The 21,399-nt window shown below is 59.9% G+C and carries 15 protein-coding genes and 1 riboswitch; of the genes, 3 read left to right on the forward strand and 12 right to left on the reverse strand.

The features are described 5' to 3' along the window. The 4 genes from APH35_RS21925 to APH35_RS21940 all read right to left on the reverse strand — a co-directional run. Positions 1–379 (reverse strand): YqiA/YcfP family alpha/beta fold hydrolase (locus APH35_RS21925; RefSeq protein WP_305728971.1); only part of this gene is annotated, 379 nt, incomplete at its 3' end. Between the two features lie 110 nt (positions 380–489). Next, positions 490–1,290, reverse strand: a complete 801-nt coding sequence (gene cpdA, locus APH35_RS21930) for a 3',5'-cyclic-AMP phosphodiesterase (RefSeq protein WP_012274481.1) — start codon at positions 1,288–1,290, stop codon at positions 490–492. Positions 1,291–1,375: 85 nt separating this feature from the next. Continuing rightward, on the reverse strand, positions 1,376–1,828 hold the full coding sequence (locus APH35_RS21935) for a DUF1249 domain-containing protein (protein ID WP_041166609.1): 453 nt from the start codon (positions 1,826–1,828) through the stop codon (positions 1,376–1,378). Next, complete coding sequence (locus tag APH35_RS21940) at positions 1,819–2,436, reverse strand: NUDIX domain-containing protein (RefSeq protein WP_012274483.1); 618 nt, start codon at positions 2,434–2,436, stop codon at positions 1,819–1,821. Before APH35_RS21940 ends, APH35_RS21935 begins: the two co-directional genes overlap by 10 nt. Before the next feature lie 185 nt (positions 2,437–2,621). On the opposite strand from APH35_RS21940, the gene APH35_RS21945 reads away from it, so the two are divergent. Further along, positions 2,622–3,368 carry an RsiV family protein gene (locus APH35_RS21945; RefSeq protein ID WP_012274484.1) on the forward strand — a complete coding sequence of 249 codons (747 nt, stop codon included), beginning with the start codon at positions 2,622–2,624 and terminating at the stop codon, positions 3,366–3,368. Here APH35_RS21945 and cytX read toward each other — a convergent pair. Both cytX and thiC read right to left on the reverse strand, forming a co-directional pair. Next, the gene (gene cytX, locus APH35_RS21950) at positions 3,337–4,620 is read right to left on the reverse strand and encodes a putative hydroxymethylpyrimidine transporter CytX (RefSeq protein WP_012274485.1); all 1,284 of its coding nucleotides are present in this window, start codon (positions 4,618–4,620) and stop codon (positions 3,337–3,339) included. The two genes, APH35_RS21945 and cytX, sit on opposite strands and share 32 nt — an antisense overlap. Before the next feature lie 165 nt (positions 4,621–4,785). Further along, positions 4,786–6,666 carry a phosphomethylpyrimidine synthase ThiC gene (gene thiC, locus APH35_RS21955; RefSeq protein WP_060515505.1) on the reverse strand — a complete coding sequence of 627 codons (1,881 nt, stop codon included), beginning with the start codon at positions 6,664–6,666 and terminating at the stop codon, positions 4,786–4,788. A 155-nt stretch (positions 6,667–6,821) separates the two neighbouring features. After that, a riboswitch (TPP riboswitch) is annotated at positions 6,822–6,928 on the reverse strand. Positions 6,929–7,088: 160 nt separating this feature from the next. On the opposite strand from thiC, the gene APH35_RS21960 reads away from it, so the two are divergent. Then, positions 7,089–8,525: a TolC family outer membrane protein gene (locus APH35_RS21960; RefSeq protein WP_012274487.1), complete on the forward strand. Its 1,437-nt coding sequence runs from the start codon at positions 7,089–7,091 to the stop codon at positions 8,523–8,525. Positions 8,526–8,664: 139 nt separating this feature from the next. On the opposite strand, the gene APH35_RS21965 is transcribed toward APH35_RS21960, so the two are convergent. The 6 genes from APH35_RS21965 to APH35_RS21985 all read right to left on the reverse strand — a co-directional run bounded on the left by APH35_RS21965 (position 8,665) and on the right by APH35_RS21985 (position 20,934). Continuing rightward, positions 8,665–14,082: a S8 family serine peptidase gene (locus tag APH35_RS21965; RefSeq protein WP_060515506.1), complete on the reverse strand. Its 5,418-nt coding sequence runs from the start codon at positions 14,080–14,082 to the stop codon at positions 8,665–8,667. Next, entirely contained in the window at positions 14,079–14,747 is a 669-nt protein-coding gene (locus APH35_RS28875; protein WP_156341236.1) for a hypothetical protein, read from the reverse strand. Before APH35_RS28875 ends, APH35_RS21965 begins: the two co-directional genes overlap by 4 nt. Positions 14,748–14,958: 211 nt before the next feature. After that, positions 14,959–16,377, reverse strand: coding sequence for an HlyD family type I secretion periplasmic adaptor subunit (locus APH35_RS21970; RefSeq protein ID WP_060515507.1), 1,419 nt, complete (start codon positions 16,375–16,377; stop codon positions 14,959–14,961). Further along, positions 16,374–18,521 carry a type I secretion system permease/ATPase gene (locus APH35_RS21975; protein WP_060515519.1) on the reverse strand — a complete coding sequence of 716 codons (2,148 nt, stop codon included), beginning with the start codon at positions 18,519–18,521 and terminating at the stop codon, positions 16,374–16,376. The genes APH35_RS21970 and APH35_RS21975 overlap by 4 nt, the downstream gene beginning before the upstream one ends. Positions 18,522–18,760: 239 nt before the next feature. Further along, a complete protein-coding gene (waaA, locus tag APH35_RS21980) occupies positions 18,761–20,032 on the reverse strand; it encodes a lipid IV(A) 3-deoxy-D-manno-octulosonic acid transferase (RefSeq protein ID WP_060515508.1) in 1,272 nt (423 codons plus the stop codon). Positions 20,033–20,043: 11 nt separating this feature from the next. Then, positions 20,044–20,934, reverse strand: coding sequence for a LysR family transcriptional regulator (locus APH35_RS21985; RefSeq protein ID WP_041166801.1), 891 nt, complete (start codon positions 20,932–20,934; stop codon positions 20,044–20,046). A gap of 87 nt (positions 20,935–21,021) precedes the next feature. Between APH35_RS21985 and APH35_RS21990 the strand changes: the two genes are divergently transcribed. Beyond that, positions 21,022–21,354 carry a DMT family transporter gene (locus tag APH35_RS21990; RefSeq protein WP_012274490.1) on the forward strand — a complete coding sequence of 111 codons (333 nt, stop codon included), beginning with the start codon at positions 21,022–21,024 and terminating at the stop codon, positions 21,352–21,354. Positions 21,355–21,399: the final 45 nt, after the last annotated feature.

The raw sequence follows: 21,399 nt of genomic DNA on the forward strand, positions 1-21,399 counted from the left end.
GCTCGGCCAGTGCCTGCACGTGGTCGTGGGTCAGCTCCCAGGTTTCACCGCTGTAGTGATTGCGCTGGGTGCCCAGGTAACCGTCGAAATGCTTGTGCGGGGTTACCGCCGGGTTGACCAGCAACGCCTTGAGGCCATGGCGCTCGGCCAGATGGGTGGCATAGTAGCCGCCGAGCGAACTGCCCACCAACAGTGGCGCACCAAGTTCGGCGATGGCCGCTTCGAGCTGGGCGATGGCCTGGCGTGGGTGGTGGTGCAAGGCGGGCACACGTAGCTGGGCCGACAAGCCCAGTTGCTGCATCACGGCTTCGAGCTGGCGCGCCTTGGTCGAAAGCGGCGAGCTGTTGAAGCCATGGATATAGAGGATGGAACCCGACATGCTGCCCCCGGAATCTGTGGCTTCGCGCCTGATGGTGCGGGCGCAGGGACGCGCAGTGTAGCGCGTTCGCCGGGTTTTGACGCAGTGTCACGGGTTTCGCAACAATTTCTTCAATACCCTGGGCTATCGAAGTCGAGTTTCACAGCGAAGTCCAGCGCCCGCTCCACCCCGGTTTCCAGCCGCCCGTCGGCATGCAGACGCAACCAGCGGTAGCCCGGCTGTTCTTCGCTCACTTTGAAGTCTTCGCTGCGTGCGGCGAACTGGATACAGGTCGACGGAGTAGCCAGCAAACGCCGCCCCCCGCGTACTTCATCCCACTCCTGATGCACATGCCCCCACAGCAAGGCCCGCACCTGTGGATAACCCTCGACAATGTCGAACAGCGCCTGGGCATTGCGCAAGCCGATCGGCGCGATCCAGGCGCAGCCAATGTCCACCGGCTGATGGTGGAAACACACCAGGCAATGCCGCTCGCCCGCATCTTTCAAGGCTTCTTTCAACACGGCCAACTGGCCATCTTCGAGAAACCCGTGGGTAGCGCCGTGCACGGCGGTGTTGAGCATGATGACGCGCCACGTACCCATATCGGTGACCGCTTGTACCAGCTCTGGCGCCACGTGCGCCATCACCTGGGCCTCGTCATGGTTGCCCGGCAACCAGCGGGTGGGCGCGGCAAACGTTGCGGTCAGTTCACGAAACGCTTCATAGGATGCAACGCTGGCGTCCTGGGACAGGTCGCCCGTACACAGCAACAAATCGACAAGCGGCTGCTCGCGCCGCACCTGGGCCACCACATGGCGCAGGCTGTCACGGGTTTTCAGGCCCAGCATGCTGCCGGCCGGGTCGGCGAACAGGTGGGCATCAGTCAGTTGCACCACATGCACGGGGCGGGATTGGTCTGGCGGCGACAACGGCCATCTCCTCGAACGATTTCAGCACGAATTATGGCTGCGCGAAGGTCACGAGCAAACACCCGCAACCGACCCACGTCACAATTCAGCGAACACTTGCCAGTTCATGGCCACAGGCCAGGCAGTGGCTGAGCCATTCACCGAGGAACAGGTTGAGCTGGGCCTTTTCGTCCGGCTGATGCATGGCCGCGTTCGGGTAGGGGTAAATACTGCGCAGGCGCCGGGTGTGTTCGGCGCTGACCACTTCGGCCATGCGTGCATCGTGGTACACCTGCACCTCCAGGTGCGGCACGGGCAACCACGGCAGGCTGTGTTCCTGGCGCACGTGCAACGTGGTGGTGTATGGGCAGGCCAGCACCACGTCGAGCACCAGCACACCGAGCATCTGGTCGCCCTGGGTCATACCGATACGGCGCGAGCTTTGAGTGGTGCGCATGTCAGGCAACAGACGCATCAGCCGGGCGTAGTTGGCCTCGCAGGCTGCCTGCAGCCCGACCAGGTCGACTCGATAGCGCTCACGCAGCAGGTTCACTTCCACATACCTCGTACTTCGTCACGGTTCAGCGCCAGCCATTGCAGGCCAATGATGGTCGCTGCGTTGCAGATGCGCCCGTCGCGCACCGCCTGCAAGGCATCCTCGAACGACCACACACGCACACGGATGTCTTCACCCTCTTCTTCCAGGCCATGCAGGCCGCCCGCGCCCTGGCTGCTGCAACGGCCAAGGAACAGGTGAACATATTCGTCACTACCGCCAGGCGACGGGAAGTAACGCGTCATAGGCCACAGGGCGCTGAATGTCAGGCCAGCTTCTTCCTCAGCTTCGCGGTGAGCGACTTCCTCGGGTTGCTCGTCCTTGTCGATCAGCCCGGCAACCATTTCGATCAGCCAGGGGTTATCGACCTTGTCCAGTGCACCCACACGGAACTGTTCGATCAGCACCACTTCATCGCGCAACGGGTCGTACGGCAGCACGCACACGGCATCATGGCGCACGAACAGTTCACGGCTGATCTCGCGGCCCATGCCCCCGGCAAACAACTCATGGCGCAGGCGTAGCTTGTCGAGCTTGTAAAAGCCCTGGAAGCAATTGGCCCGCTCGATGATTTCGAAGCCCTTGGGCACTGAGTTCAACGCGTCTGACATGGAAATCCTCATTACCTCGAATACTGCTTCGCGCCATCCTACTCTGCACGCCTGCCGGTTTCATCCCTTTCTGGCAACCGCTGGCGCACTCGGGACAGCAGGTCTTCACTCTGTTAGCTTAGTGGCGAACTGAAGGCCGCGCAGACGGTCAAAGGCCGACTTTTCCCTGTTCTGCAAGGATCATCATGACACTTGTCAAACTGACTTCCGTGGCCGTGCTGGCACTCGCTCTAGGCGCCTGCCAGAGCCTGTTCACGCCCAACTACCGGGCTCCGCTCGAGGTCAAGCGCGACGCCTGGGAGCATGTCAAACCCGGCTGCAGCGAGCGTGACTGCCCGCTGGTGAATATCGACATGGTCCACTTCCCGGCCCTGCCCAAGCTCGATGGCATCGTTGAAAAACGCCTGCTGCAATTGACCGAAGACAATCAGCATGGCACCGCGCCAAGCACCCTGCAGGCCTACGAACAGCAATACCTGGCCAATGCCGACAAACGTAACAGCAGCTACTTGCAGGCCAAGGTACGCGAGCAGCATGACGGGCTGGTGATCATCGAGTTGTCCAGCTACCTGGACAGCGGTGGCGCCCACGGCATGCCGGGGCGTGGCTTCATCAACTACTCGCGCAAGCTGGACAAGGTACTGACCCTGCAGGACATGTTGGTGCCGGGCCAGGAGGACACCTTCTGGAAAACCGTCGAGGAGTCACACCGCGCCTGGTTGATGAGCGTGGGCATGGACAAGGACGCCGAGTTCGTCAAAACCTGGCCGTTCAAGAAGTCGCCGCACATCGCCCTGACGTACGGCGCGGTAGTGGTCAAGTACGAGGTCTATGCCATCGCGCCCTACTCCATGGGCCACGTGGAATTGAAGATCCCCTACCCACGCCTCAATGGCGTGCTCAAGCCTGAGCTGTTTCCCGGCCGCGGCTGAGGCTTAGCAGCCCATGCAGCACACCTGCCAGCAGCAATGCTGGCAGGGTAGCGCCCAGTTCCGGTGCATTAGCGGCAATCAGGTGATAGGCCGCCACACCCGCAAACCAGGCCACCAGCGCTTGCCAGTGCAAGCCATCGATTTGCGCAGGCAGGCGACGACGACGGATCACGTAATGGTCCATCAGCACCACACCGAACAGCGGCGCGAATACCGAACCGATCAGCAACAGGAAGTTCTCATACTGGGCCAAGGGGGCCAGCAGGGCGATCAAGGTGCACAGCACGCCGATCGCAAGTGCCAGGTGCTCGACCTTCAGCGGCAGCAGCACACCGGTTGAAACTGCCGCCGAGTGGATGTCGGCGAAGGCTTTTTCCGACTCATCCAGCAGAATCAGCAGCAACGGGATACCCATGCCGGCCCCCGCCAGCGCCAGCAGCAGCGCATTGACTTCGCCACTGGCGGCGAAAGCCAGGGTGTAGGCCACGCCCAGGCTCATCAGCCAGGTGTTGCCGATGAAATAGCCCACGACCGTGCCACCGAACACATGCTTGCCGTTGCGGGCGAAACGCGAGTAGTCGGCAATCAGTGGCAACCAGGACAGCGGCATGGCGATGACGATATCAAAGCCCACCGCCAGGGACATCGAACCGTCACCCGCGCGGCTCCACAGATCAGCCAGGTCGGCCTTGGCGAACAGGTTCCAGGTGAGCCAGACGCAAGCGCCCAGCAGCAACCAGATCCCCCAGGCGCGCAGCACCTTGCGCACGAAGGCCAGTGGCCCGCTGACGGCCAGCAAGGTGGCTAGCGCACCGAAACACAGGGTCCACAGCATCGGGCTGTTCCAGGCACTCTCCTCACCGAAGGCTCGCGCGCCCAACAGGCTGGCAGCATCGCGCATGACGATGATTTCGAACGCGCCCCAGCCCACCAGTTGCAGCAGGTTGAGCAACGCCGGCAAACGCGCGCCATGGCTGCCCAGGCTGAGTTTCAACGTGCCCATGGCGGACAGGCCGGTGTCGCTGCCGATCACCCCGGCGGCGCCCAGCAACAGCACACCGACACCGGTGCCCAGGGCGATGGCCAGCACCGCGCCGGCAAGGCCCAGGCCTGGCGCCAGCATGGCACCGACTTGCAGCACCATCAGGCCAATGCCTAGGGAGAACCACAGCGAGAACAGGTCGCGGGCACCGAAGATACGCTGGTGGGTGGGGACCGGGTGGTCGGGGGAGAATTGGCTGGGTGATGTCATGGTTGGCGCTCGCCGGCAATGTTGTTGGTGTTCTTGGCAAGGACTTCGTCCTCAAATCGCGACGCAAGGCCGCTCCCACAGTGGCCGCGCAGGCCTTGAGCCTTGTGCGGTCCCTGTGGGAGCGGCCTTGTGTCGCGAAAGGGCCGCTAAGCGGCCCCAGCGTTCTTACACTTTGTGGTACAGCTGGCTGCCTTCCTGGCGGAACCGCTCGGCCTGCTCACGCATGCCTTCTTCGACCGTCACATCCACGGCCTCGATCTTGGCGGCGTACTCACGCACTTCCTGGGTGATCTTCATCGAGCAGAACTTCGGCCCGCACATCGAGCAGAAGTGCGCGACCTTGGCCGACTCCTTCGGCAGCGTCTCGTCGTGGAAGGCACGGGCCGTGTCCGGGTCAAGGCCAAGGTTGAACTGGTCTTCCCAACGGAACTCGAAACGCGCCTTCGACAGGGCGTTGTCGCGAATCTGCGCACCTGGGTGGCCCTTGGCAAGGTCGGCGGCATGCGCGGCGATCTTGTAGGTGATGATGCCGGTCTTGACGTCGTCTTTGTTCGGCAGGCCCAAATGTTCCTTGGGCGTGACGTAGCACAGCATGGCGCAACCGAACCAGCCGATCATCGCCGCACCAATACCCGAAGTGATGTGGTCGTAGCCCGGAGCAATGTCGGTGGTCAGTGGGCCGAGGGTGTAGAACGGCGCTTCGTCGCAGCACTCCAGCTGCTTGTCCATGTTCTCTTTGATCAATTGCATCGGCACGTGGCCAGGGCCTTCGATCATGCATTGCACGTCGTGCTTCCAGGCAATCTTGGTCAGTTCGCCGAGGGTTTCCAGCTCACCGAACTGCGCGGCGTCGTTGGCGTCGGCAATCGAGCCAGGGCGCAGGCCGTCGCCCAGCGAGAAGCTGACGTCGTAGGCCTTCATGATTTCGCAGATTTCGTCGAAGTGGGTGTACAGGAAGTTTTCCTTGTGATGCGCCAGGCACCACTTGGCCATGATCGAGCCCCCACGGCTGACGATACCGGTGACACGCTTGGCGGTCAGCGGCACATAACGCAGCAGCACACCGGCGTGAATAGTGAAGTAGTCCACCCCCTGCTCGGCCTGCTCGATCAGTGTGTCGCGGAACAGCTCCCAGGTCAGGTCCTCGGCCACGCCGTTGACCTTTTCCAGGGCCTGATAGATCGGCACGGTGCCGATCGGCACCGGCGAGTTGCGGATGATCCACTCGCGGGTTTCGTGAATGTGCTTGCCGGTGGACAGGTCCATGACCGTGTCCGAGCCCCAGCGGATGCCCCAGGTCAGCTTGGCCACTTCTTCCTCGATCGAGGACCCCAAGGCGCTGTTGCCGATGTTGCCGTTGATCTTCACCAGGAAATTGCGGCCGATGATCATCGGCTCAACTTCCGGGTGGTTGATGTTGGCCGGAATGATCGCGCGGCCACGGGCGATTTCCTGGCGGACGAATTCGGGGGTGATTTCCTTCGGGATGTTGGCACCGAAGCTGTGGCCAGCATGCTGCTCTTTGAGCAGGCCAGCTGCGCGGGCCTCCTGCAGCTTCATGTTTTCGCGGATGGCCACGTATTCCATCTCGGCGGTGATGATGCCCTGGCGGGCATAGTGCATCTGCGAGACGTTGGCACCCGCCTTGGCACGACGCGGGTTGCGCACATGGGCGAAACGCAGCTTGGCCAGCTCGGCGTCGTTCAGGCGCTGCTGGCCGAAGTCGGAGCTCAGGCCGTCCAGGCGCTCGGTGTCACCACGGGCGTCGATCCACGCTGAACGCACGTCGGCCAGGCCTTTGCGCACGTCGATGATCACGTTGGGGTCGGTGTATGGGCCGGAGGTGTCGTACACCAGCACCGGGGCATTGGTCTCGCCACCAAAATCGGTAGGGGTGTCATCCAGGCTGATTTCACGCATGGGTACACGGATGTCCGGGCGCGAGCCTTCGACATAGACCTTGCGCGAACGCGGGAACGGTTGCACGGACTGCTGATCGACTTGTGCCGATTCGCTGAGGTTGATCGCTTTTTCTTGTTTGGTCATCACAGGCTCTCCAGACGGCTTCCTAGCAGTGGAATGTCGGGGTGAACCTGAAACGCGCGGACGCACCCTCTTTGGAGTGCAGTGCCGGGTATAGGGGTGCCTGAAGCTGCATGCAGCTGTGACAATCCCGGACCTGGCACAAGAGGCTCCCCGGGAAGGCGAGCAATCTTGTTCCCTACGCAGGCGCTAACCTGATCAGGTTCAACGGGATCCGCACCTCTGCGATCTCAGCCTTTGCTTCAAGGCACCCCGACAAGAACCTGCGCAGTCTAGACTGGAGTGGTCGGCAAAGCCAAGCGGGTAAATGCGCGGATGATGAAAGGCACACCAAGCGATTGTTGCCGGGTGCGCATGGCACTACACTGGCCCGTCGCGCGATACTCAACAGTTCAGTAATTAAATTTCGTACAAGGATTGCCTCTATGCTGCGCAAACTCTCACTGGCGATAGCCGTGTCTTGTGCGTCCAACGGAGTGGTCTGGGCAGCGGACGTGCCCCAATCAGTAAAGACCGACCTGGTCAGCGTCTATCAGGAAGCGGTCGACAACAACGCCGACCTGGCGGCGGCACGCGCCGATTACGGCGCCCGCAAAGAGGTGGTGCCCCAAGCCCGTGCCGGGTTGCTGCCAAACCTGTCGGCCGGCGCCGAAATGCTGAACACGCGCACCAAGCTGGACGAACCATCGACCACCAGCAACCGCAGCGGCAACACCTGGAGCGCCACCCTGGCTCAGCCGATCTTCCGCGCTGACCGCTGGTTCCAGCTGCAAGCGGCCGAAGCGGTCAACGAACAGGCAGCGCTGGAGCTGTCGGCGACCGAGCAGAACCTGATCCTGCAAACCGCGCAGAACTACTTCGCCGTACTTCGCGCACAGGACAACCTGGCCGCGACCAAGGCCGAGGAAGCGGCCTTCAAACGCCAGCTGGACCAGTCCAACGAACGCTTCGACGTCGGCCTTTCCGACAAGACCGACGTGCTGCAGTCCCAAGCCAGCTACGACACCGCCCGGGCCAACCGGATCATCGCCGAACGCCAGGTGCAAGACGCCTTCGAGGCCCTGGTGACCCTGACCAACCGCGAATACACCTCGATCCAGGGGGTGGTGCACACCCTACCGGTGCAGGTGCCTACACCTAACGACGCCAAGGCCTGGGTAGAAACCGCTGGTCGCCAGAACCTCAACCTGTTGGCGACCAACTACGCGGTTTCCGCCGCCGAAGAAACCCTGCGCCAGCGCAAGGCCGGCCATGCGCCGACCCTTGACGCAGTGGCCAAGTACCAGAAAGGTGACAACGACAACTTCGGTTTCACCAACCCCGCACCAGCCCCCGTCACGCGCTACGGCGGCGATGTCGAGCAGACCAGCATCGGCCTGCAACTGAACATCCCGATCTACAGCGGCGGCCTGACCAGCTCGCAGGTGCGCGAGGCCTACCAGCGCCTGAGCCAGAGCGAGCAGCAACGCGAAAGCCTGCGCCGCCAGGTGGTGGAAAACACCCGCAACCTGCACCGCGCGGTGAACACCGATGTAGAGCAGGTACAGGCGCGCAAGCAGTCGATCATCTCCAACCAGAGTGCGCTGGAAGCCACCGAAATCGGTTACCAGGTCGGTACACGCAACATCGTCGACGTGCTCGATGCCCAGCGCCAGCTGTACACCTCGGTGCGCGACTACAACAACAGCCGCTATGACTACATTCTCGACAACCTGAGCCTGAAGCAGGCAGCCGGCACCCTGAGCCCGCAAGACCTGCAGGACCTCAAGCGTTACCTGAAAGCGGACTACAACCCGGACAAGGACTTCCTGCCACCGGACCTGGCGGCTGCCGCGGCGAAGAACTTCGAGCGCCGCCCTTGAGATAGATGTTGGATTTTTTGCGGACAAGCCCGCTCCTACAGATACCACACCAGGCCTGAAGCCAGTGATGCAAACTGTGGGGGCTGGCTTGCCAGCGATAAGGCCATCAAACATCGCTCCAACCGCTACAGGGCAACGACTAGGCCGCTACGGCAATCGTCGAGTCGATGCGTTGCGCCGATGTATCCCCGAACAACGCAGGGCCTGCTGGCTCAGGGGCGAATGCAGCCATTGCATCAACGAGAGCACCCAGACTCGGTAGCGAGCGCTCGACTGCAACCAGAGGAACCGTTGCAGAAAGGGCTAATGCCTCAGGCACGGCAGCCTCTTCAGATGTGACGATTGCCGGCTGTGCAAAGATAAAGTCCTGCGCTGTCACTTGCGCAACTTCGAGCGTATCCAGGTACAACAGGTTAACGATACCCTCCTGCCCTGGCGATGCCTGGGTATCAACAGCCACACCATGAATCTGCGCAAAGTCATTGAGCATGAAACGCTGGGCTTTATTGACCTGAAGATCCTCGAAGCGACTGATGCCTAGCTGGCTAACGTCTATCTTGTCAATTCCGTGCCGGAACCCGCGCAAGGTGTTCTTGTAATCGCTCACACCGTCTTGTTTGGCCACCATGAACACGCTGGGCGCCACCGTTGGTGGGGCATAGATCGTGCCTGTCAAAGAAGCCACCAGCTGTCCCGACTCGTCGCTTGTCAGCGACACGCCACCTGCACCACCGTTAAGCAGAACATTCGCGCTGACAGGCGGGAGCATCTGCCCTTCAGGGCTGCCCTCGAAGTAGCCCGGCGCGGCCGTGAAGGTGTCAAGGAAGCGGAAGTTCGCTGACTGGAGTTCAGCGACAGTCTTGCCCACGAGCTTCAGTGCCTGCCCATTGCCAAGGTCTAGCACAATTGCATTGCCGTCCTGCTGTATCTGCAGGTCAGTAAACCTACGCCCGCCGAAGCCGACCAGGTCAATTACTTCACGAGAAGCATCGAAGTGTTCGAGAACATCGTTGCCGGCTGCACGCCTGTGGATAACATAGCGGTCAGTACCTGCCCCGCCTTTGAGCAGGTTGTAACCGCGCCCGCCATCGAGAAGCGCTCCGGCAGACCCGGCAATCAACGTATCGTCGCCGTCACCACTGATGAGGTTATGCACCGAACCTGGTGTTATGGTGAGCGCCGCCCCGGCAATAGTGGCGCTGCCGCTGTTCAGATCCACCGAAATACCTCGACTTACAGCCGCCGCATTCAACGTGTTGCGCCCGCCTGCGGTGCCGCTGCTTGCATCGTCAAGCTGCGCCCGTCCAACGTTTTCTGCCGCCAGGTTAGGGTATTCGTCAGTGAAGTAATAAACATCATCGAGCGTGTCGGGACTACCAACAAGGCGCAACGCCCAACGATCGAGCGTCAACGGTAAGCCAGCGTCAGCATTGCGCACCTCGAGTTGCCACACTCCTGCCGAGCGCTCTGCACGATGATGGGTCGACACGAACCCGTACTTGAACGCCCCCGAGCGCGAATCGCCCAGATCGTCATCGCCAGAGCCCGGTGCCTTGCCCGCGCGATCGAGCAACACGCTCCGCGTGCCACCAGGCGAAACCAGCATGAGCGCCATGTCACCAAGGCGGCCCACCATCGAGTGGACATCGACCTCCACATGCTCCACCAGCACATCAGCCGGCAGCGTCAGGGACAATGTCACAATTTGCCCTGCCGCAACCTGTTGAGCCAGTGGCTCACTGGTGATGGTCAGTAATCGTTCATTGGCCTTGGTCGCCTGGCTCCCCCAGGACTCGGCAAGGCGCACCGCCGCACGGGCGTCGATCATGCCGAAACCGTAGTCGTGACTGGTGTGCATGCCTGCGCCATTCCAGTTGCGCCCTGCGTTGTAAGCCCACTGGGTAGATGCGTCATCCACCTTGCGAGCAGACAGTGCGAGGATCTGCTGAACATCTCGGTAACCGAGGCCCGGATTGGCCTGCAGCATCAACGCCACTACGCCTGATACAATCGGCGCGGCGAAGCTGGTGCCCTGGGTCGTGCTGTAGGCACTGCCCACCGATGCACCCCGCTCCGCTTCAAGGCTGACGCCAGTGGACAACACATGGCTCCCTGGCGCGGCGACCAGCAAGCTGGAGCCTGGGTTGGAAAAGGGTGCAGTAGCAGCTTGCAACAGCGAGAGGTCTGCCTTTGCATTGATGGCCGCAACTTCAATGGCATGGCGGTTGTTGTTGGTCAGCGAGCCTTGCGCACTACCACCTTTGTTGCGCTGATTGCCGCCAGAGGCGACGACGATGGTGCCAAGTCCACCACGACCATTGGTGGCCGCAAGTGTAGTACTGAAAGCCAGCGCTAGAGCGGTATCGACCTTTCCTTCCGATACATTCCCGAGTGCGAAGTCAGTTTTGAACCCCCAACTGTTGTTGGCAATGTCGTAATTGACCATCTGGCTCAAGTTGGTCAAGTCGTCGCCCTTGTTGGCTAGGTAATGCCCACCAATCGTCGCATCGTAAGCGACACCGATCCCCCCTTGATCATTGCGCGCTCCGACCATGACACCCGCTACTTGAGTAGCGTGATTGGACGCCAGAGCAGGCAGCGTGCCATTGGTGCGTTGGGTTTGCAGCCAGATGGGATCAATATTGGGTTTGAGATCAGGGTGCTCTATATCGAAAATTTCCGGCGCAACGGCAAATTCTCCACCCGGCTCGAACTGCCCGATCCGCACCCCCTTGCCCGTGAAATCACGCCACACTGGCGCGACATCGATCTCGTCGAGATACCACTGTCGCCCAGAGAGCGGGTCACCAGGCGATAGTTCGTGACGCAACGTTACCGTCGCGCGCAAGGGTGCCGATGCACCGCTGCCCACCTCAGTCACGCTCATGGAGGCGTTGCCGGCCGCATCGACCAGGCCATAGCGGAAACTGACATCACCGTCATAGCCAGGCAACGGCGTGACCTCTACATCACCCTGCTCGTTCAGCCGCACTGTTGCACCCTTGCCAGCACTGACCGACGCGATGCGCAACGGCCCGCTGCTGTTGAATGGCTGGTCATTGGCCAGCAGCGCCGTTGCAGGGACTATCAGCGCGGTATCAGTGGTGGTGAATGTAGCCAGTTGCTCAGACGAGAGCCTGTCGCCAATTGGCATAGCGCCCGCGCTGAGAAGATCGATAGCGGCAATGTCGGCGAAGCTGATCTTCTGGATGTTGCTCAAGGTCAGGCGGCCATCTCGCCCCGCTACGGTGTCGGTGATCTGGTGACCCGATTCGGTACGTGTGATCAGGTACTCGTCGTGTGCACCATGCAAGCTGACCAAGTTGGTTCCCGCGCCTCCATCGATCGTGGCATCACCCCGACCGGCTTCGATCACGTCATCGGCCGCCCCACCCGTAATCCGATCCCCGCCACCGCCAGCATAAATAATGCTGCCGCCGGCCGAGGCCTGAATGCGATCACCGTTGGGGCCTGCATAGATAACGGATTTGCCGGTACCGCCAATGATGTCGTTGCGGCCACTGCCACCGACCAGTACATCGTTGCCGCCGCCACCGATCAGCAAGCTATCGCCCGAACCACCCTTGATGAAAACTCCGCGTTGACCGCCGCTGGCGATGATATCCTTACCCCGCCCTCCTTGCGCGATGGTCAGCCCGGCCTTGGCCATATTCAGCCCAACACCATGCTCCCCCACGATCAGCGCAGTGTCACGCCCACCATTGCCGTGCATGTTCACCCAGTCGTCACTGGCACTGATCACGAAGACGTCATCGCCCGCCCCGCCGTTGTATGTATTGCTGCCACCGCCACCAACCAGCCAGCTGCCACCTGGGGCAGCGGACAGGACATCATCGCCTTCGGCGCCGTACAGTGTCTGAACACCGAGCGCTGCGGCGTCCAACGCGCTGCCTTGAGGGTTCTGGCTGATGTAAGCCCGTCGGGAAATGGGCCCGCTTGATGAAGTCAGTAGCGTACCACCCTCCTGAGCTTCGATCCGATTGCCGACGGTATCGGCGAGGAACTTCACCGCCAGTACTTCACGGTCCTCACCATTGACGGTGAAGGTGCCTCGGGAAATGACCTGGTTACCCTGACGTGCCTCTCCCACCGGCTCGACCTGACCGAGCTTGACTTGGCTAATGCCATGCTCCTGCAATGCCTTCAACTCGCTGGCTTCGGCACGCCCGTCGTGGTTGCCATCGACCCACACTTTCAATTGCGCCCACACAGCATCTTCAACGTTGATGGCGCCATCGGCGTTTGCATCCACGCTTGCCAGGGCGGCGAAGCCGTCCTTGAACGGTGTTTCGCCGGAGCGGCCATCGCTGCCTGCTTTGCCACCGTAGTATTCGGAGAACAGCTGGCTGATGTTGCTGACCTGCCCCGAGCCATCGTCATGCACCAGCATGCCGGTCTGCCTGTCAGCCCAGCCGGTGCGGCGCAGTGACCCACTGTTATCAATATCGAACAGTACGCCATCCTCGATGCCCGTCAGGCCGGCGCCTTGGCCGCTCAGGTCAAGCAAAAGCGGATCGACAAATGTATTCACCGTGGTCATTGCTGCCAGCCCATTGAGCACCACGGCGTTGCGCAGGCTGAAGTCCGGCTGCTCACTTTCATCACGGTAAAACTGAGCCAGGTATTGGTTGGGTCGCACGTTAAGGTCGAGCTGAAGCTCACCAGGGCGCACACCCCCGGTGGCCAGGCTGCCCAACTGAGCGGAGGTGAAGTCGGTGTTGTCGAGGGTTCTGTCGGTGAAGGCGATACTGTGGGTCAAACGACGGTCGACGTAGCCATTGGAGACGTCGTTGCGGATGTCGTCCTGGCCTTGGAGGTCGCGGCGAGATTCGGTTGTAGGGGTGATTTCGATCTGTAGGTTTTGGTCGATTATGGCCTCTGAGCTGAACAGCGCTTTGAAACTACCTTCAATAGAATTGAACAGTGATGTTGCGGCAGCACTGAAAATCTCTGAAGCGCCCATGGGTGATTCGATTCGGGACACCCACTCCTTGGCAAGCGAACGACCCTCGGTGGGAGCGATTACGGATGCCATCGCCATCATCCGATGGGTATGAAAAGACAGCACAAACTCATCTGTCAGATTTCCCGCAGAGGAAAGTACATGCTGCCAATAAGCTTCTCGGTGTTCGGCAGCCATCACGTCAAACACAGGCTTCAGCGTCCATGCTTTTTCTGGATACCCAAGACTCTCGAATGCTTCTTTATGAAACTTCGCAACTTCTTGCTGGCTCACCTGCTCAATCAGCGGACCCTTATTGACTTTTTTCAGCAACACTTCCAGATAGCCATCTGCCATACGAGCCCTGACGTGGTCCACATCAGTTTCTTGCATGGAGCGGCCTACCCCCGCCGCGACTGACTTCATATAATTTATTGCTGCAACACCGGCTAAAGAATCACCTCGCGCGACGCCATTTGCAAGCACCGCATATTTATCACCCTTTTTCGCCAGCACATCATACATTGCATCTGGCCCCTTCTCACGCAAAGCGGTATGCGCCTCATCAACATCGGAAACTTCGATTCTAATCATTTACTGACTCCATATTTAACACCACCAACAAGAAACTCACTTACCCCTGAAACAATGTTATGCCACTCAGCTAGCCTCCCCCATAGAAACTCCACCTCTACGATACTTTGCTCTCCTGGCATCAAGAACTCTAAATAGCAACGCGTATAACTGGACTTATACTCCACCCAGTTGCAATGACCGACATACTGCATGCGCTCATTAGACTCAGACCAGAAAAAACCTTTACGATTACTAGGAAATGCGCTATCGACCCCCACTAGAAAATTCAAACCAAGGGCCTCGTTAAATTTTACAGCCTTAACTTTTTCTACGGACGTCTTGCGAAGATAGTGGTGAAGCTGCCTCCTCAGCCCAGCTTCACCATGCTGCCATGGCTCAATGGCTACTGATATACCGTCAAAACTAAATGACGTCGCTTGACTGTGTGAGACAGGCTGCATTTCCGGCCAGCTCATTGCCATATAAAGCGACCTCAGGTTTGCATCACACCCTTTCTTGTTTTGAGTGAAGCCGACCTCCCAAGAGCTTTTCCCTTCATATTCTGGCCAATAAATCACATAACTTCTAGGAAACTCATAAACAACGTTCGATAGTGTCCCGCACACCATAGGGCCGGCAGTTACACTCTCCCGAGCCTTCCAAGGCGCGGAGATCACGATCATGGCGGCAAACCAGAAACCCAGTACAATCAGTATTGCAGCACTGCAAAGTCTTAGCGCACCCCACGCTGCCTTAAAAAAACACGCCCTGCTTTTTCACAGCTCATCTAGCGCTCTCCATGACTTTCATTAACATAGCGTTGCAAAGGACAAAGCAAACCCTTAAAAAAGCCCAAGCCCACAAACAAAGCCAACAGAATATTTCTATAGCCACCTAGCGCTCCTTCAAGCTTTCTTGCATGTGCCGCCGCAAGGGGCTCAAGAAGTAACTTATAACTCTGCGCCTATCTACAATAACCTCCGCACGCACTGACATCCCCGCTGTCAACGGCAAAGTTTTACCACCTACGCGCAACGCTCCCTTACTTAACTTAATCCTTGCGCTATAAATTAATCCTCGCCGCTCGTCTTCAATGGCGTCATGTGAAACGCTTTGGACCACACCCGGCACAACCCCGTATTTGGTGAAAGTAAAGGTTTCGACTTTCACCTCCACAGACTGCCCCGGATATACAAACCCGATATCTTTGTTCTCGATCTTTACTTCCACTTCCACGGGCTGCCCCGTGGGTACAACCACCATCAGCGTTTGCGCGGGTGTAACCACACCACCTTGCGTATGGATGGCCAATTGTTGAACGGTTCCGTCAACAGGCGATGTCAGTACCTTGAGGCGATTGCGCTGCTCGGCCTTGTTCAATTCCTGCTCAAGGGTTGCAATGCGCCGCTGCGCATCACCGTCAAGGTCAAGCATGGCTCTGCGCAGTTGAGCAATGGCACCGCTACGACGGTGCTGAGCAGCAAGCCGGGCAGCGTCCAGTTCTTCGATGCGCGAGCGCTGCAGTACCAGTTCGCGCTCCTGCTCCAAGCGAGCCTGCTCTTTTTCAAGGTAGGTGTGCTTGGCCACGGCCGCTTCGCTGAACAGTTGCTTGTAATCCGCCGTCAGTTGGCGGGTGATCACCAGCAATTGGTGCAGCGAATCAGCTCGACCTTGGGCAGAACGGATCTCAGCAGCGCGCTGATCGATTTCAGCATCGGCCTGTTCCAACGTGGTCTGAAGCTCGAGGTACTGACCCTCCAGCCAGCGCTGCGCTCCGGCCTGCTGCGCAGCCGTGGCCAGCGGTATCAGCGGTGCCAGGGAGGCGGGCGCCTTGCCTTTGTCGAGTGCGCTCAACAGGGTGCTGGCGCGTGCCTGGTCGATCTGCGCCGCCAGCAGCTCGCTGCCCAGGCGCTTGACATCGGCCTCGGTTAACTGCCCCTCCAGCTCAACCAGCACGTCGCCTTTGCGCACTGCCTGGCCATCGATGACATGGATCCCCTGCACCACCGCGACTTCGTTGGCCTGTATCAGCTTGCTCCTGCCGCTGGGTACGATCTTGCCCTCGGCACTGGCAACTACGTCGATCTCACCAATGCAAGCCCAGGCAAGCGCCAGCCCGATGAACGTCAGCAGGCTCCACTGCAGGTAGCGCGGCAAGGGGTGTACTGGCGTTTCCTGCAGGGACAGAGCCGCAGGCAAAAAGGCAAGTTCATCAGGTTCGCGGATGGGGCCATCCATGCGTCGGCGCTGTCGCCAGGCCCCTCGCCACGCTTCCCGATGGCGCTCGAAGAGGTCCTTGAAGGCTGTGCTCATACCGCAGCCCCAAGCTGCAGCCGATACAGGTAGGCGTAGGTGCCTTGTGGGTTGCCCAATAACTCGTCATGAGCCCCTTGCTCGATGATCTGCCCACGCTCCAGAACCACGATGCGGTCGGTATGGCGTACAGCTGAAAGCCGGTGGGCAATGATGATCACTGTGCGCTGTGCACAAATCCGCGCCATGTTCTGCTGGATGATCCGTTCGGACTCATAGTCCAACGCACTGGTGGCTTCGTCGAAAATCAGAATGCGCGGGTTGCCGAATAGCGCCCGAGCGATGGCAATACGCTGTCGTTGCCCGCCTGACAGGCTGGCACCGTGCTCACCGACCAACGTTTCATAGCCATCCGGCAATTCGAGGATGAACTCATGGGCCCCCGCCAGCGTCGCTGCGGCGATGACCTCTTCGAGCGGTGCCGCCGGGTTGCCGAGGGCTATGTTCTCGCGCACGCTGCGCCGAAAAAGCACGTTCTCCTGCAGCACCACACCGATCTGCCGACGTAGTGAAGCCACATCGGCTACCGCCAAGTCAGCACCGTCGAGCAGTATCCGCCCCCGCTCGGGTGAGTAGAGCCTCTGGATCAGGCGTGTCAGCGTGCTCTTGCCTGACCCCGAGCGACCTACAACACCGATCACTTCTCCGGCGGCGATCTTCAGGCTGACATCGCGCACGACTTCGCTCCCGTCCGAGTGATAGCGAAAACACACACGATCAAACTCGATCTGCCCGACCAGTGTTGGCAACACCGTACCCTTGACTTGGTTGACCTCGGTGCGGGTGTTGAGAATGTCACCCAGGCGTTGAATCGATACGCCTGTCTGCTGGAAGCTGGTCCAAAGTTGGGCCAGACGGATAATGGGTTGCGACACGCGCCCCGCGAGCATGTTGAAGGCGATCAGTTCGCCCACCGTAAGCTCACCGTCGATCACCAGGCGCGCGCCCAACCACAGCGTACCGACCGTGACCAATTTGCCGATCAGGCCGACGCTCTCATTCGCGAGGTTGGAAAGGTTCTGGGTCTTGAAGCTGGCCGAGATATAAGCAGCCAACTGATTGTTCCAGCGCCGGGTAATCTGCGGTTCCACGGCCATCGACTTCAGCGTATCGATGCCATTCACCGCCTCCACAAGAAAGGCTTGATTCTCGGCGCCGCGTTGGAAACTCTGATCAATCCGCGCCCGCAGCAGCGGGGTAACAATCAAGGACACGAGAAAATACAAAGGTAACGAGCCGACAACGACCAACGTCAACCAGCCGCTATAAAGCAGCATGACCGCGATGAAGACCACCGTGAATAGCACGTCCAGCAACAGCGTGACACTGTTGTTGGTCAAGAAACTCCTTATGTTCTCCAGTTCTCGCACTCGGGCAACCGAGTCACCAACTCGCCTGGCCTGAAAGTAGGCGGTGGGAAGATTGACCAAGTGCCTGAACAGTCTTGCACCTAGTTCGACATCAATCCTGGATGCTGTATGAGCTGCCACATAGGTACGCAACCCACTCAGCAATGTTTCAAACAGAACAACGACTAACAAGCCCAGGGCGATAACATCTAGCGTGGTCAAACCACGATGCACAAGTACTTTGTCCATTACCACTTGGAAGAACAAAGGGGTCAGCAGCGCCAATATCTGAATGACCAAGGAAACGACGAGCACTTCGCCAAATAGCCGCCTGTACTTCACAACGGCTGGGATGAACCAAGTCAGGTCGAAACGCGTCAGCCCTTGCTGCAAGTGGGCATCGGTGCGAACCAGAATGAGTTCTCCTGACCAGCGCATGGAGAGTTCTGCCAAGGTCAGCACTTGCGGCACGCGGGAACCTGGGTCTTGTATCAGAACCTGCTCACCCTCCGCGCGGGCGATGATGAAATACTCACCACACGCATCCACAGCAATAGCGGGCAGTGGCGTATGCTGGAGCCGCTTCGGATCGATGCTGCGATGTTTGGCCCTGAGGCCAAGCTGCTGAAATGCTCGGAGTAGTGCGCCAGTCGAAAATCGCTCACCCGCTGCTGCCTGATCGTGCTGCAACTGCTCGGGAGAGACGACCACATCATGATAACGGGCCAACGTGATCAGGCAGGCGAGCCCACTTTCAATAGCGTTGGTATTGCATCCATCAGCTGAATCAGACACCACGCCACCTCATATAAAAATTTAATATGAGGTGATACTAGCGCGATGCAATAAGACCAGCGTCCTACAACGCTCCGACAAATGCGTGGGATGCTTCTGACTTTAACAATCTACTTGTAGGAAGTTTCCTAGCGATGATAAACCACCTGTAGGAAATTATACTTTTCCTGGCAGGAGAAAATAACCAATGTTACATATCTCCACTCTAGAATAGGCATTCGAGTGATTTTACCGAAAAATCAACGGATCAAGGCACTCAGCCCATCGAGCAAGCGCTGCAGCGCCCCCTGATTGGCCTGCATCACCGCCCTGCCCGCCTCACCCATGCGTTGGGCATCCTGCGGCAGCTCGACCAGACGCCGCACAGCACCGGCCAGTCCATCGGTATCATCCACCTGCTGCAACGCCCCCGCCTCGCGCAGCATCGCGCTGATTTCTAGGAAGTTGAACACATGCGGCCCCATGAGCACCGGCAAGGCAAGCGCCGCAGGCTCCAACGGGTTGTGCCCGCCGGTCGCTACCAGGCTGCCACCGACGAAGGCAATGTCGGCCAAGGCATACAGGAACAGCAGTTCGCCCATGGTGTCGCCCAGCAATACCCGGGTTTGCCCATCGACCGGCGTGCCAGCAGAACGGCGCACGGTGGCGAATTGCTCGCTGCACAACGCGTGTACCGCATTGAATCGCTCGGGATGGCGCGGCACCAGGATCAGCAAGGCATCGCCATGCACCTGCAACAACTGCCGGTGCGCCTGCAAAATCAGCGCATCCTCGCCTTCATGGGTGCTGGCAGCAATCCACACTGGGCGCTGCTCGGCACCCCACTGCTCACGCAGTGCCTTTGCACGTGGTAGCAGTTGCTCATCAATCTTCAGGTCGAACTTGATCGAGCCGGTGACCTGCACGCACTCAGTGCGCGCACCCAGGTCACGGAAACGCTGCGCCTCGGTTTCGGTCTGCACGGCAATCAGGCTCATTTCGGCCAGCATCGGCCGGGTCAGCTTGGCAAAGCGCCCATAACCACGGGCCGAGCGCTCGGATAACCGCGCATTGGCCAGCGCTACCGGAATCCCACGTTTAGCGCACTGGTGGATGTGGTTCGGCCACAGCTCGGTTTCCATGATGATACCCAGCTTCGGCCCCACATGGTCGAGAAAACGCCCCGCCGCCCATGGCAGGTCGTAGGGCAGGTAGCAGTGCTGCACGCGCGGTTCGTCGGCGAACATGGCGCGAATACGCTCGGAACCGGTGGGAGTCATGCAGGTAAGGGTGATGGGCAGTTCGGGGTAGGCCTTGAGCAGGGCACGCACCATGGGCGCGGCAGCAATGCTCTCACCCACCGACACCGCATGCACCCAGATGCCGCCCTGGCGCATGGTCGGCAGCTTGAAGGCAAAGCGCTCACCGATACGCTGGCCATAGGCCGGCGCCTTGCGTGCGCGCAGGTACAGGCGCAGCGCAACCAGCGGCAGGCCCAGGTGAAACAGCAAGGTATAGAGTGTTCTGTTCATGGCGGCGAAGTTTACCCGATCGCACGCAGGTGTACTGCAAAGCGCTCGGCCAGCCACTGCGCAGCGGGCCCCAGTGGCTCATCGCGGCGCCAGGCCAGCTCCGCCACCAGCGCCGGCGGGCGCCACTCACTGTCCAGTTCGACCATGTGCGCCTGGTAGGTCGGGTACTGCACCACGTGCCGCGGCAGCCAGGCCCAGCCCAGGCCGCGCATCAGCAGTTCAGCCATGGCGTAGAAGCTGTCGGCACGCCATACCTGCGGGCTGATTGCCTCGCCGCCAGGGTAACCGCTTTGCTGTGGGGTGATGAGTAATTGCCGGTGGCGCGCCAGTTGCTGGCGGGTTGCCCGGCCTTGCCCCGCGAGCGGGTGGCCGACTGCGCACACCGTGACCATTTCGACGCTGCCCAGGACGCGACGCTCCAGCGAAGACGGGATGCTTTCATGGTGGAAGAACAGCCCCAGATCGGCTCGGCGCTCAACCAGCTTGCGCGCTACATCGCCCTGGGCGCCGCTGGCCAGTTGTACCTCCAGGTACGGGAAGCGGCTGGCCAGTTCGTCGAGGCTGTCGATCACCGGTTGATAAGGCATGGCCTCATCCTGAGCAACCCGCAGCAAGGCCTCCTGCCCACGCATCAGGGCCAGGGCGCGACCATCCAGGTGTTCGCACTGGCGCAGCAGTTCGCGGGCGTCTTCCAGCAACGCGCTGCCACTTTCGGTCAGTTTTGGTTGCCGGCCGCTGCTGCGCTCGAACAACGTGACACCCAAGTCTGCTTCCAGCAGGGCGATGGCATTGCTGATGGCCGATTGGGCCTTGCGTTGTTCGCGGGCCACGGCAGAAAACGAGCGCAATTCGGCGACGCGCAAAAAAATACGCAACTGCTCCAGACTCCATTGCTCAGCCATCATCCTATCCCCATATCAGATAGGTAATGACTTTACCGCATCTGGCCAAGGTCTAGAATGCCCAACCAGTTACCGGAGGATCCCGCCATGAATGCCTACACCTACCTCGCCATTGCCATCTGCGCAGAAGTCATCGCCACCGCTTCGATGAAAGCGGTGAAGGGCCTGAGCACGCCGTTGCCACTGCTGCTGATGGTGGTGGGGTATGGCGTTGCCTTCTGGATGCTGACCTTGGTGGTGCGCAGCATTCCTGTAGGGATTGCCTATGCCATCTGGTCGGGGCTGGGGATTGTGCTGATCAGTGTGGCGGCATTGGTGATCTACGGGCAGAAGCTCGATGTGCCGGCGATGCTGGGCATGGCCATGATTGTGGGGGGCGTGGTGGTGATACAGCTGTTTTCGAAAGCGGCTGGGCACTGAGGCAGGCTTGCCGACGATAGGGCCCTCTCAGGTATAGCCTGTATA

Origin of the sequence: Pseudomonas sp. NBRC 111132 (genome assembly GCF_001320565.1) — a bacterium.
GTDB lineage: Bacteria > Pseudomonadota > Gammaproteobacteria > Pseudomonadales > Pseudomonadaceae > Aquipseudomonas > Aquipseudomonas putida_P.

What these genes read in the sequence shown, in the direction of transcription:
- APH35_RS21940 (WP_012274483.1), bottom strand. Translation starts at nt 2,436, where the DNA reads ATGTCAGACGCGTTGAACTCAGTGCCCAAGGGCTTCGAAATCATCGAG.
- APH35_RS21945 (WP_012274484.1), top strand. Translation starts at nt 2,622, where the DNA reads ATGACACTTGTCAAACTGACTTCCGTGGCCGTGCTGGCACTCGCTCTA.
- cytX (WP_012274485.1), bottom strand. Translation starts at nt 4,620, where the DNA reads ATGACATCACCCAGCCAATTCTCCCCCGACCACCCGGTCCCCACCCAC.
- thiC (WP_060515505.1), bottom strand. Translation starts at nt 6,666, where the DNA reads ATGACCAAACAAGAAAAAGCGATCAACCTCAGCGAATCGGCACAAGTC.
- APH35_RS21960 (WP_012274487.1), top strand. Translation starts at nt 7,089, where the DNA reads ATGCTGCGCAAACTCTCACTGGCGATAGCCGTGTCTTGTGCGTCCAAC.
- APH35_RS21965 (WP_060515506.1), bottom strand. Translation starts at nt 14,082, where the DNA reads ATGATTAGAATCGAAGTTTCCGATGTTGATGAGGCGCATACCGCTTTG.
- APH35_RS28875 (WP_156341236.1), bottom strand. Translation starts at nt 14,747, where the DNA reads ATGATCGTGATCTCCGCGCCTTGGAAGGCTCGGGAGAGTGTAACTGCC.
- APH35_RS21970 (WP_060515507.1), bottom strand. Translation starts at nt 16,377, where the DNA reads ATGAGCACAGCCTTCAAGGACCTCTTCGAGCGCCATCGGGAAGCGTGG.
- waaA (WP_060515508.1), bottom strand. Translation starts at nt 20,032, where the DNA reads ATGAACAGAACACTCTATACCTTGCTGTTTCACCTGGGCCTGCCGCTG.
- APH35_RS21985 (WP_041166801.1), bottom strand. Translation starts at nt 20,934, where the DNA reads ATGGCTGAGCAATGGAGTCTGGAGCAGTTGCGTATTTTTTTGCGCGTC.
- APH35_RS21990 (WP_012274490.1), top strand. Translation starts at nt 21,022, where the DNA reads ATGAATGCCTACACCTACCTCGCCATTGCCATCTGCGCAGAAGTCATC.